The sequence below is a fragment of the Arthrobacter sp. zg-Y1219 genome, assembly GCF_030125545.1.
In the GTDB taxonomy this organism is placed as follows: Bacteria; Actinomycetota; Actinomycetes; order Actinomycetales; family Micrococcaceae; genus Arthrobacter_B.
The window spans coordinates 107,692-120,013 of sequence record NZ_JASKLY010000012.1 but is presented as its reverse complement, the minus strand read 5'-3'; the positions used below and the strand labels follow the sequence as shown (position 1 = coordinate 120,013).

8 protein-coding genes are annotated in these 12,322 nt (G+C 68.8%); 4 read left to right on the top strand and 4 right to left on the bottom strand.

The window, feature by feature from the left end:
- Positions 1-52: 52 nt before the first annotated feature.
- Both QNO00_RS07670 and QNO00_RS07665 read right to left on the bottom strand, forming a co-directional pair.
- Positions 53-1,174 carry a resuscitation-promoting factor gene (locus tag QNO00_RS07670; RefSeq protein WP_284024131.1) on the bottom strand — a complete coding sequence of 374 codons (1,122 nt, stop codon included), beginning with the start codon at positions 1,172-1,174 and terminating at the stop codon, positions 53-55.
- 411 nt (positions 1,175-1,585) lie between these two features.
- Positions 1,586-2,497: a TatD family hydrolase gene (locus QNO00_RS07665; protein ID WP_229967185.1), complete on the bottom strand. Its 912-nt coding sequence runs from the start codon at positions 2,495-2,497 to the stop codon at positions 1,586-1,588.
- Between the two features lie 136 nt (positions 2,498-2,633).
- On the opposite strand from QNO00_RS07665, the gene QNO00_RS07660 reads away from it, so the two are divergent.
- The 3 genes from QNO00_RS07660 (at position 2,634) to QNO00_RS07650 (ending at position 7,763) form a co-directional block, all read left to right on the top strand.
- Complete coding sequence (locus tag QNO00_RS07660; RefSeq protein ID WP_229967183.1) at positions 2,634-3,710, top strand: AAA family ATPase; 1,077 nt, start codon at positions 2,634-2,636, stop codon at positions 3,708-3,710.
- 61 nt (positions 3,711-3,771) lie between these two features.
- On the top strand, positions 3,772-5,223 hold the full coding sequence (locus tag QNO00_RS07655; RefSeq protein WP_284024130.1) for a DUF58 domain-containing protein: 1,452 nt from the start codon (positions 3,772-3,774) through the stop codon (positions 5,221-5,223).
- Entirely contained in the window at positions 5,220-7,763 is a 2,544-nt protein-coding gene (locus tag QNO00_RS07650; protein WP_284024129.1) for a transglutaminase TgpA family protein, read from the top strand. Before QNO00_RS07655 ends, QNO00_RS07650 begins: the two co-directional genes overlap by 4 nt.
- A gap of 227 nt (positions 7,764-7,990) precedes the next feature.
- On the opposite strand, the gene QNO00_RS07645 is transcribed toward QNO00_RS07650, so the two are convergent.
- Together QNO00_RS07645 and rsmI are read right to left on the bottom strand one after the other, a co-directional pair.
- Entirely contained in the window at positions 7,991-9,472 is a 1,482-nt protein-coding gene (locus tag QNO00_RS07645) for an NAD-dependent succinate-semialdehyde dehydrogenase (protein WP_284024128.1), read from the bottom strand.
- Between the two features lie 190 nt (positions 9,473-9,662).
- Positions 9,663-10,487 (bottom strand): 16S rRNA (cytidine(1402)-2'-O)-methyltransferase, encoded by an 825-nt coding sequence (gene rsmI / locus QNO00_RS07640; protein WP_284016051.1) that lies wholly within the window; start codon positions 10,485-10,487, stop codon positions 9,663-9,665.
- Positions 10,488-10,659: 172 nt separating this feature from the next.
- Here rsmI and QNO00_RS07635 point away from each other — a divergent pair, with 172 nt between their 5' ends.
- The gene (locus QNO00_RS07635) at positions 10,660-12,306 is read left to right on the top strand and encodes a dolichyl-phosphate-mannose--protein mannosyltransferase (RefSeq protein ID WP_502863210.1); all 1,647 of its coding nucleotides are present in this window, start codon (positions 10,660-10,662) and stop codon (positions 12,304-12,306) included.
- The last annotated feature ends 16 nt before the right edge of the window (positions 12,307-12,322 follow it).

Below are 12,322 nucleotides of genomic sequence, written 5' to 3'. Positions count from 1 at the left end.
CTGCGCGCTTTCCAGCGGCCTTGGCAGCCAGATTCCGTCAGAGCAAGCTGCGTTAGAGCAAGCCAAGCTTCGCGGCGCAGGACGGCCAGTGGCCCCATCCGCCGTTGGCCCGAAGCTTCTCGGCCACGGCAATCTGCTGTGCGGGGGTAGCTCCGGCAGCAATCGGCGCGTACTGGCCGCCGCCGGCGCCGAGCCAGCTGGAGGCGCTGAACTGCAGCCCGCCGGAGTAACCGTTGCCCGTGTTGATGTGCCAGTCTCCGCCGGATTCGCACTGCGCCAGCGCGGCCCAGTTTCCACCGGCTGGTGCAGCGCCGCCCGGTGAAGCCGGTGCCGATGCCGACGCCGGGGCCGGGGCCGGTGCCGGCTTTGCAGGCTTCGCAGGCTTCTTCTTGGTGCCCACGGCGATCTTCTCGTCGGCCGGCGGGACCGCAACTGTTTCGCTGACCAGGGTGCGGCTGGCCTCGCGGCCGTCAACCAGGACCGTGTCGAAAACCCGGACAATCTCGCCGGGAGTTCCCTTCACCGTCACCTTTTTCTCACCCTCAAGGAGGTTGGGGTCAGGCACTTCGGTGGTTTTGTAGGGCACGGGCTCGGCGACCGTGTCCTTTTCGCCGGGCTGCACGCGGGTGACCTTCAGAGCCATGCCGTCCGCCAGGGCAGCGGTGGACGGGGCGGACAGCCGGTCGGTTGCGGCAAGGGTGATGCCCGCTTCGTCCAGCAGTTCGGCGACGGTACCCGCCGTCGTCGGGCGGTTGTAGGACTTGCCGTCCAGCACCATGGTGACGGTCTTGGGGGTGGAGATCGAAATCGGATCGTCCAGCCCGGTCAGTTCGGTGTCCAGCGACGCCGATACGGCCGAGTTGGAGGCGACGCGCAGCTCCGAGACGAGGTCGGCCACGGTCTGGCCGGTGGTGCTGATGGTATGGCCTTCGCCGTCGAGCGTGACGTCCACGGTCTTGGCCTTGAAGACCTCGATGCTGGCGCCGTCGGTGACCTCGGTGGCCAGATCGGGGCTCACCCGGTCGGCGGCGGTGACCTGGACATCGGCCTTCTGCAGGACTTCAGCGACGGTGCCGCCGAAGGTCTTGACGTCGCTGCTCTGACCGTCGACGGTCAGTGAAACGGATTTGTTGGTGCCGACAAAGGCCACCAGCCCCAGGATGAGAGCGACCATTACTACGGCCTGCCCGGTCAGTTTTACCCCACGCCTCAGGAGTGCATGTGCCACGAAATTCCAAACGTTATGAGCGTCCGGGCACGGGGATGAGGGCGCGTGGCAGCCGTTGTCCCCGGATCTCACGGGGCGGCACTGTGCGCAGGCGAGGAACCGCTGCCGCAACCAGGCACAGAGGCATCGCCGCATCTCAAGCGAAATGAGCGCGCCACTGTTCACAGGACGGTGTGTGGTTCGATATTAGTTCCGGCGCCTTCCCCGACCCCGGCTAATAGCTCCTTACCGTAATCGAACCGTGATGTGAGAGCAACCCGAAGTTTTTGAGCTCCCAAGTGGTCCATGGTGCCGATGTGACATGGCTCACGGTGGCGGAGCACGGGGCCCCTGGCTGGGGCGGCAGCAGTAAAACCGCTAGGAGGCGGCGTCCCAGGAGCCGTAGACCCGCACCGTGTTCGCCACCAGGTCCGCGCCCAGTTCGGCCAGATCCTCGCCCAGCTGGGCGGCCATGAACCGCACCGTGTAGGGCACCATGTAACTGGCGTTCGGCCGGCCCCGGAACGGATGCGGGGTCAGGAACGGGGAGTCGGTTTCCACCAGCAGCAACCGCCGGTCGGCCACGGCGAGGCCTTCGCGGAGATTTCCCGCGTTCTTGAAGGTGAGTGTGCCGGCGAAGGACATGTTCCAGCCGTGCTCGTTGCAGGTCCGCGCCAGGTCCGCGTCACCGGAGAAGCAGTGGAACACCACGTTCTCCGGCGCCCCCTCCTCGAGCAGCACGCGCACGACGTCGTCGTGCGCGTCCCGGTCGTGGATCTGCAGGGCCAGGCCCAGCCGCTTGGCGATGTCGATGTGCCGGCGGAAGGAATACTGCTGGCGCTCGACGCCGTCGGCGCCGGTGCGGAAATAGTCCAGTCCGGTTTCGCCGATGCCGCGCACCCGCGGATGCCCGGCGAGTGCTTCGATCTCTTCCAGCGCCGCGTCCAGGGCGCCCTCGGCGGCCAGCACCGGCGCATCGTTGGGATGGATCGCCACCGCACCGAGCAGCCGCGGTTCCTCGTCCAGGACCCGGACGGTGAAGCGGGAAGACTCCAGGTCGGTGCCCACCTGCACGGCTCCGCGGACGCCCGCCGCCTCGGCCGCGTCCATGGCCGCCCTGACGCCCGCGGTGCCCGCCTCGCCGGGCGCAAAATCAAGGTGCGTGTGGTTGTCGATCACCGGCACCGGAAGCGGTTCCGGTGCGGGAGGATAAGGCTTCCCCGAACCGGACGCGAAGTCCAGGTAGGCTGCAGGTATTTCGCCCGGAACAAAGCCGCTGTCATTGCACATGTCTTTAACCCTAATTGAGCTTGTAACCTGTACTGACATAAGCCCGCTGCCGTACCGGCTGGGGACTGTTTAGCGTCGCCGGCGGTTCCCGGTCCCGGGGGTCCGCCCGCGATCCGCCGATGCTCGGAAGGTATCCATGGACGCTCGAAATCCAGCTGCAGGCACCGCACCGTTTTCCGGGGAGCCTCCCGCAGCGGCGGCCTCCGGACAACCGGCAGCCTGGAACCGGCGGGCGGCGCCGGCGCCGGATGCCGAGGCTTTCCACCAAGCAGCCTCGGACATCCTCTCCGCCATCAACACCGTGATTGACGGCAAGGAGGAGGCGGCCTCCCTGGTGCTGACCGTGCTGCTCGCCCAGGGGCATGTGCTGCTGGAGGACGTGCCCGGCGTGGGCAAAACACTCCTCGCCAAAACACTGGCCCGGACCATTGACTGTTCCGTCACCCGGATCCAGTTCACTCCGGATCTGCTGCCTTCGGACGTGACCGGCGTGTCGATCTACAACCAGGACTCCCACCGGTTCGAGTTCCGCCAGGGCCCGATCTTCGCGAACATCGTGATCGGGGACGAGATTAACCGGGCTTCCGCCAAGACCCAGTCGGCGCTGCTGGAATGCATGGAAGAGCGACAGGTGACCGTGGACGGGGGCACCTACCGGCTGGCCGAGCCGTTCATGGTGGTGGCCACGCAGAACCCGATCGAGATGGAGGGCACCTATCCGCTGCCCGAAGCCCAGCGCGACCGGTTCATGGCCCGCATCTCCATGGGATATCCCGACACGCAATCCGAAATCGAGATGCTGGAATCCCACCAGTCGACGTCGCCGCTGGACAAGGTTGCCGCCGTCGTCGACGTCGCTGAGGTGGCCGCCATGACGGCCCGGGTCCGGGATATCTTCGTCTCCGGCGCCGTGAAGGAATACACGGTGGCGATTGGCCAGGCGACCCGCGAGCACACGCACCTGAGGCTCGGCGCCAGCCCCCGGGCCCTGCTGCAGCTGCTGCGCGCCGCCAAGGCCCACGCCGCGCTGGCGGGACGGGACTTCGTTCTGCCCGATGACATCTCGCTCCTGGCCGACCCCGTCCTGGCCCACCGCATCATCCTGGACCGCAAGGCGGCCAGCTCCGGCGAAACGCCCACCGGCCTGCTGGCGCACCTGCTCTCCCGCGTTCCCGTTCCCCGCAGTCCCGCCGGCGAGCGCATGCGGCGTTAGGCCGGGCATCTTCCGGCAGTACCACCGGCATAATTCGTCCGACTCCTCGTGGGAAGGCTCCATGGAATTAGCGACTACCGCCCGGCTGCTGACGCCGCGCGGCTGGGGTTTGCTCCTGACCGGACTGGCCGCGCTGCTGACCGCCCAGGTCATGGGCCGCCGGGACGTGCTTGTCCTGGGGGTGTTCCTGCTTGTGCTGCCGCTGCTGTCCGCGCTGGCGCTGCGGCTGCTGAAGCCGGTTTTCGACGTCGAGCGCACCTTCAGCCCCTCCTCCGCGGAGACGGGGGTTCCCGTGACGGTGGTCCTGTCCCTGCGCCCGGCGCAGCCGCTCCGGGAGAGCGCCACCATGCGCGAGGGGCTGCCGCTGCGCTTCGGGGAAAGCCCCGTGTTCCGGTTTCCGGCGCGCTTTCCCGGACCCGACGGCGCCAGCACCTACGAGTACCAGCTGCGCTCCGCCCGTCGCGGCCTTTTCTCCATCGGGCCCGTGACCGCGGACTTCCAGGACCTGTTTGGCCTCTCCCGGCGGCTGCACACCCTCGGCGGCGTGGATTCCCTGGTGGTGTCCCCGGCACCGCAGCCCCTGCCCCGCACGGTGCTCGGCAGTCCGCGGGGCACCGAAGGGTCGGTGGCCAGCCCGCGCCGCGGCAGTCCCAGCGAGGACGACGTGTCCACGCGCGAGTACCGCGCCGGCGATCCGATGCGGCGGGTCCACTGGGCAGCAACCGCACGGCACGGCGAATTGATGGTCCGGCAGGAAGAACCCGTCACCTCCCCGGGCGCCACGCTGCTGCTCGACGCGCGGGAGGGCTGCTATGCAGGAGGCGCCGGCTCCAGCCTCTGGATGGATCCGGCCGGCGGCAACGGACTGTCCACCTCGGAGTCCTTCGAGTGGGCGGTGACGGCCGCGGTCTCCACGGCCGCGCACCTGGTGGAGAACGGTTACTCCCTCCACCTGCTGGACGCCTGCGCCCGCCCGGCACTGGCGCGCTCCCCCTCGGCGCCCGATCCCCGGCAGCGGGAGTTCAGCGGTCCGGGCGGCCTGCTGGACATCGCTGACGGGCTGGCGGCGCTGGAACTTGATTCCCGCTCCTCGGAGCGGCTGCTCAACGCCGCAAACGACGACGGCGCCGGCAGCGTGCCGGGCCACCGTGCCGGACGACGGAGGGCGGGGTCCGAGCAACCGGCCGGGAACGGAGCAGCGTTCGGCGATGCCCTGCTCGATTTCCTGGCCCAGCGCCGGCGCGGCCCGCTGGTGGCCGTGCTGGGACGGCTGTCCGTCGAGGATGCGCGCCGGCTGGCGCCGGTGGCCGACTACGCGTCCCGGGCCTGCGCCATCCTGGTGGCCGACCGGGTCCAGGACGTGGGCCCGGCACTGGCCGTCCTGCGCGCGGGCGGCTGGGACGCTGCCGCAGCCACCCCCGAATCCGACGTGGCCCGCATCTGGGCCACCTTCGGAACCTCCGCCGCCCCGCCCGTTCCTGCTGCATCGATTCCCCACGAGGACCGCCCATGACCGCCACACTGAGCCGGCCCTCAACGGATGGTCCGGCTCCTCCCCCGCCGGCGTCCACCCGTTCGCGTTTCCGGCCCCCGTGGGACTGGGCGTCAGCCGGAGCCAGCGCTGCCGCGGTCCTGTTGTGCAGCATCAGCCTGTACGGAGTCTTCGACGGCTGGGCCTGGTTTCCTCCGCTGGTCCTCACCACGGCAGCAGTGGTCTCCGCCATGGCTGCCGCCCGCCGGTTCCGGTTTCCCACCGCTCTGGTTCCCGCCGTCGGCCTCGCTGCCCTCGTCGTCGTCCTGACCTGGCTGTTCGCCGCGTCAACGGCCGTGCTGGGCCTGCTGCCCACGGCCGCCACGCTGGAGCGCAGCGCTGGACTGGTCGCCGAGGCGCAGTCGACCATCATGAACCAGGTGCCTCCGGTGCTGGCCGATCCCGGGATTGTGTTCATCGCGTGCCTCGGCACAGGCCTGATCACGCTGCTGGTCGATACGCTCGCCACCACGCTGCGGATGCCGGCGGCGAGCGGGCTGGGACTGCTGGCCCTGCTGACCGTTCCGGCGGTCCTGAAACCGGACAGCATCGGAGTGTTCCCCTTTGTCCTGGCCTGCGCCGGGTACCTGCTGGTTCTGGCCACCGGCTCCTGGCAGGAGCGTCCCCGCAGCGCAGCCGCAGCCCGGCGGCCCCCCGGCCGGCAGATGGGCATTGCCGCCGGGATTGGTGCCGCCGCCCTCGTGGTCGCGTTGGGCCTGAATGCGGCTCTTCCCGGATTCACCCAGGGCACCTTTCCGCAGGGATCGCGGCTGAACATTTGGACCGGGCAGTCCGGTTTGAACCCGGTGGTGGCGCTCGGCAATGACCTGCGGCAGCCCTCGGCGTCGGGCCGGATCCGCTACGCCACCAATTCTGCGCAGCCCGTCTATCTGCGCTCGACCACGCTGGAGGACTTTTCCGGCCAGCGGTGGGCGCCCGATCTCCGCTCGGAGACCCGGCTCGCCGGCCTGCAGGACATGGTTCCGGCCGAAGCGGACGAGCCGGCAGCAGGCAGTACGACGGTCACCACGCGGGTGCGGTCGGAAACCTACGCCAGTCCGTGGCTTCTGACTCCGTATGCTCCGCTGCAGGTCAATGGAGCCAGCGGCCGGTTCAGCTGGGATCCGAAAACCATGACAGTCATCGCGGAAGGAAACCGGAAAGCGTCACGGCTGGATTACATGGTCCAAAGCGCTTCCCTGAACATCTCCCCTGATGATCTGGAGGCGCTGGAACCTGCCGCGGAAAACGCGGTGGACCCGATCTTCACCGCCATCCCGGAGGACCTGCCCGCAAGTATCCGGGAGGCGGCGCTCACCGCAACCGCCGGAGCCGAGGGACCGTATGAGCAGGCCGTGGCGATTCAGGCCTACCTCCGCGGAACCGACTTCACGTATTCACTGGAGGCACCGGTCGAAGGCGGTTACGACGGCAACGGCATGGATATCCTGGACCGGTTCCTGGAAGAAAAGTCCGGTTACTGCATCCACTACGCCGCGGCGATGGCGGTGATGGCCCGTGATATGGGCATCCCCAGCCGCATGGCCCTGGGCTTCGCGCCGGGCCGCTCCACTGGAGAAACCGTCACTGATGCCCGCGGCGAGGAACTGCGGGAATTTGAAGTGGACGCCCGCGATGCCCATGCCTGGCCGGAACTCTACTTCGAAGGCACGGGCTGGGTCCGCTTCGAGCCCACCCCGTCGCGGGGCTCCGTTCCGGCGTATAGCGTGCAGCCTCGGACCGCTCCCGGGGAAAGTACCGAAAGCGGAGCAGCGGAGCTGGACCGGCCCGTGCCGGAGACGGAGCCGGCCCCGCAACCTCGGGCGACGCCCTCGACACCGCCCGTCGCGGCGCCGGTGACTCCGGCGGAAAGCGGTGCCGGAAAAGTCCTGGGGGCGGCGTTGGCGCTCCTCACTGTTGCCGCCGCGCTGCTGAGCCCGTGGGCGCTGCGGCGACGCCGGCGCAGCATCCGCAGACGCGGGCTTACCGGTCCGGTGCGGACGGGCAGGACAGGCCGGGAGGGCAGGACGGGCAATTCGGGCGGGCCGGACGGCGCGGACGGGCAGCATCCGGGGCCGGCCTCCCTGGCCTGGGACGAAGCCGCCGACACCGGTCTGGACTACGGCCACCTGCCCCGGAAGGCTGAGTCTCCGCGCGCCTACGCTTTGCGCCTGACGCACGACGCCGGCCTGCCGGATGGCCCCGCGCTCGCCCTTCAGCGGCTCCGCGGTGCCTACGAAGAGGAGGTCTATGCAGCGCCCCGTCCCCGGATACCGGGTGGCGGAGTTCCTGATGTTGGGGCAGGGTCTGTTGGGGCAGCGTCTGTTACCGAAACAGGAACTCTTTCCTCGACGGGTGTTTCGGCCGGAGCCGATGCCGACGAGTCCGGAGCAGCATGGGCGGAACGGCTCTGGGATGACGTCACCACGGTGCGGGAGAGTCTGGCCTCAACGGCCCCTCTGGGTTCCCGCCTCCGGGCTCGGTTTTTCCCGGCGTCATTGGCCTCGCGGTTTCGCCGCTGATTCGAAGCGAGCCGGGACCAACACAGGGCGATCCAGGCCGTTCGGACCGCGGAAAATCGACCGGTTCAGGATTATTCGACCGTTTCGGGCATTTACTGCCGGTCCGCAGCGGCAGCAAATGCCCAAAACGGCAGCACAATCCCGGAATGGCAGCAGATTGGAGGGCTGGACCGGCCGGACAGCCTGGCCCGGCCCCACCCGGGACCGGGACCGGGCCTTCCCCAGACTTAGCCGTCGGACGGGTCAGCGATGCCGATGTACTGCGTGTAGAGGTACTCCTCGATGCCTTCGGCTCCGCCTTCCCGGCCCAGTCCCGACTGCTTGACCCCGCCGAACGGCGCGGCAGCGTTGGAGATGACGCCGGCGTTCAGGCCCAGCATGCCGGTCTCCAGCTTTTCGCCGATGCGCAGGCCGCGGTTCAGGTCTTCGGTGAAGACGTAGGCCACGAGGCCGTATTCGGTGTTGTTGGCCAGCGCCACTGCCTCATCCTCGGTGGAGAACGTGACGATCGGAGCCACGGGGCCGAAGATTTCCTCCTGCAGGATCCGCGCGTCCGGCGCCACGTTCTTGAGGACCGTCGGCTGGTAGAAGTAGCCGGGTCCGTCCACCGGTGCCCCGCCCACTACGGCCGAGGCGCCGCCGTCGACCGCGTCCGAAACCAGCGCATGAACCTTGTCGCGGCTCTTTGCGTCGATCAGCGGACCGATCTTGGACTCGTCCTCGGTGCCGCGCGCAGTGGTCATGGCACCGACCTTCGCGGCGAATTTCTCTGCGAATTCATCGGCCACCGATTCATGCACGATGAAGCGGTTTGCGGCGGTGCAGGCCTCGCCCATGTTCCGCAGCTTGGCGAGCATCGCGCCGGTTACTGCCTTGTCGACGTCGGCGTCCTCGAAGACCACGAACGGAGCGTTGCCGCCCAGCTCCATCGAGGTGCGCAGCACCCGGTCCGCGGCGTCGCGGATCAGGCCCTGTCCCACGGGGGTGGAGCCGGTGAAGGAGACCTTGCGCAGGCGCTCGTCCTTCATGATGGGTCCGGTGACGTCGCCGGCGGCGGTGGTGGACACAATGTTCAGGACCCCGGCGGGCAGGCCTGCCTCAATCAGGACGGCGGCGAAAAGCTGCGAGGTCAGCGGGGTGAGCTTGGCCGGCTTGAGGACCATGGTGCAACCGGCGGCGACGGCGGGGGCGATCTTGCGCGTGGCCATGGCGAGCGGGAAGTTCCACGGCGTGATCAGCAGGCACGGGCCGACCGGCTTTTTGTTGACCATCAGGCGGGACTTGCCGTCCGGGGACATGCCGTAGCGCCCGGAGATGCGGACCGCTTCCTCGGAGAACCAGCGCAGGAATTCGGCGCCGTAAGTGACCTCGCCGCGGGCTTCGGCCAGCGGCTTGCCCATTTCCAGGGTCATCAGCAGTGCGAAGTCCTCGGCCCGCTCGGTCACCAGGTCAAAGGCACGGCGCAGGATTTCCCCGCGCTCCCGCGGTGCGGTCTTCGCCCAGGATTCCTGCGCCGCAGCGGCTGCGTCCATGGCCAGGGCGCCGTCTTCTGCGCTGGCATCGGCGATGCTCAGCAGCACCTTGCCGGTGGCGGGGTCTTCGACGTCGAAGGTCTTGCCGCCGGCGGCATCCCGCCACTCGCCGTTAATCAACAGTCCGGTGGGGACCTGGGCCAGCAGGGCGGCTTCGCGGTCAGCAGTAATACCCATGGGGATGCCTCCAAATTTCGACGGTGGTTGCCCGGGCACGTCGCCCGTCATCTGAGATCACCGTAGGCGCGTGCCGCTCGGACTGTAAAGAAAGAAGTGCACCACGCCAGGCGCTCCGGACTGTGCAGATGGCCAACGAAGGTGTGATGCGGGGCCCGACGTCAGCGCCGGCGGTCTCCCGCCAGTCAGGTCAGCCGCGGGCAGCCAGGACGGCCGAGTACAGTTCCCGCTTGCTGATCCGGGCGTCCTCCGCCACGGTGGCAACGGCGTCCTTGAGCCGCGCGCCCTGGCTGATCAGCCCGTTCACGGCCGCCACATGATCCTCGGGCAGCTCAGGCGCCGCTTCGCCCGCCCCGGAGACGACGACGGCGATCTCGCCGCGGATCTCGGACGTCTCGGCCCATTCGAGCAGTTCGCGCAGCGGACCCCGCAGCACCTGCTCGTGCAGCTTGGTCAGTTCGCGGGCGACGGCGGCACGGCGGTCGCCGCCGAAGGCCGCGTCCAACGCGCGCAGCATCGGTTCCAGCCGGTGCGGGGCTTCGAAGAACACCATGGTGCGCTGCTCTCCGGCCAGATCCGCCAGGCGGGCGCTGCGTTCACCGGCCTTCCGGGGCAGGAAACCCTCAAAGCAGAACCGGTCGGTGGGCAGCCCGGACAGCGCCAGGGCGGTCAGGACAGCGGACGGGCCGGGAGCCGCGGTGACGGTCAGGCCTTCCTTCGCGGCGGCCTCCACGAGACGGAAGCCCGGATCGGACACGGCGGGCATGCCGGCGTCGGTCACCATCAGCAGGGTGGCACCGCCGCGCACCATTTCCAGCAGGTCGGCGGTGCGGGTTGCTTCGTTGTGCTCGTGGTAGCTGATGATCCGCCCGGTGGTGGTGATCTTCAGGGCGGACACGAGCCGGTGGAGCCGGCGGGTATCTTCGGCGGCGATCACGTCGGCCGTCTCCAGCAGTCCGATCAACCGGGTGGTGGCGTCCCCCATATTGCCGATGGGAGTCGCGGCCAGCACAATCTGTCCGGCGGCGGCACCCGCGGGGCTCCCCGCCGCGCTGCCGGCAGCGGCGCTCTTCCCGCCGTCGTTCTGCGTGTTCTTGGTGGTGCCTGGCCCGGTGGTCTGCTTGCTGGAATTCACCATCTAACCCTACGCGAGTTGGCGGCGGGGAACGCCCGGCGGCCGCTATAGAGTGGAGCGCGTGAGCCTGACCGTGAGTGAGACCCCCGTACCTCGAGCAGCACCGCTCGTTTCCGATCCGGGGGCCGCCTTCAGCTTCAGTGCGCTGCGGAACCGCCTGCTGGGCTGGGCGCCGGGCACCACGTTCAGCCTGGGGCTCTGGGGCTGGCTCCTGCCGCTGGCAGCCGCCGTCATTGGCGGCGTGCTGCGCTTCGTCCGGCTGGGACAACCGCCGTCGCTGGTGTTCGACGAGACCTACTACGTCAAGGACGCCTACTCCTATCTCGTCTCCGGCTATGAGCGTGAGTGGCCTCAGGACGCCAACACCTTGTTCAACGCCGGCACCCCCGACATCCTGCTCTCCACTCCCGAATACGTGGTGCATCCGCCGGTCGGGAAGTGGATGATCGCGGCCGGCATGGCGCTCTTCGGCAGCGACAACAGCTTCGGCTGGCGTTTCGGCGCCGCGGTTGCCGGCACCCTGACCGTCCTGATGGTGGGCCTCATCGCCGTGCGGCTGTTCCGCTCGCCGCTTCTGGGCGGCGTTGCCGGTCTGCTGCTGGCCATCGACGGTCACCACCTGGTGCATTCACGCACCTCGCTGCTGGACGTGTTCCTGACCTTCTGGGTTGTGGCCGCGTTCGGCGCCCTGCTGCTGGACCGCGACGACGGACGACGGCGGCTGGCCCGCAAGCTCTCCGGTTCAGCCCGCGGCGGGTCGCCGCCGGCAGATGTGCTGAGATACGGCCCGTGGCTGCTCTGGCGTCCCTGGCGTCTGGCGGCGGGCATCTGCCTGGGCCTGGCGGTGGGAACGAAGTGGTCGGCGCTGGCGTTTGTCGCGGTTTTCGGCCTGATGACCGTGCTGTGGGATGTCGGTGCCCGCCGGGTGGCCGGGATCCGTGCCTGGCCTGCCGCCGGTCTGCTCAAGGACGGAGTGCCGGCGTTCTTCACGATCATTCCCGTCGCGGCGCTCACCTATCTGGCGTCGTGGACAGGCTGGCTGCGGTCCGCCGACGCGTACGGCCGGAACTGGGCGCAGGACAATCCGTCGCAGGCCTGGGGCTGGCTGCCGGATTCGCTGCGTTCCCTGGCGGAATACCACCGCAGCGCGTATGCCTTCCACAACGGGCTCAGCTCCGAACACACCTATGAGTCCAGCGCCTGGACCTGGCTCTTCATGGGCCGCCCGACGTCGTTCTTTTATGAATCCTCGACCCTCGGCGTCGACGGGTGCCCCGTTGATGCCTGCTCCTCCGCGGTCTCCGTGGTGGGCAATCCGCTGATCTGGTGGGCGGCCGCCTTTTCCCTGCTGGTTCTCCTGTTCGCCTGGATCGGCCGCCGCGACTGGCGCGCCGGAGCCATCCTCGCCGGCGTCGCCGCAGGCTATCTTCCGTGGTTCGCCTATCCGGAACGCACCACGTTCTTCTTCTACGCCGTGTCTTTCGAGCCGTTCCTGATCCTCGCCCTGACCTGGGTGCTGGGCCTGGTCCTGGGCCGGGCAACCGACCCGATCACCCGCCGGCGCCTGGGTGCGGCCGCCGTCGCACTCTTCCTTTTGGCCGCCGTCCTGATGACCGCGTTTTTCCTTCCGGTCTGGACGGCCGAAACTATCCCGTATTCTGACTGGCGGCGGCGCATGTGGATGCCCAGCTGGATTTAGTCTCACCACCCATGTG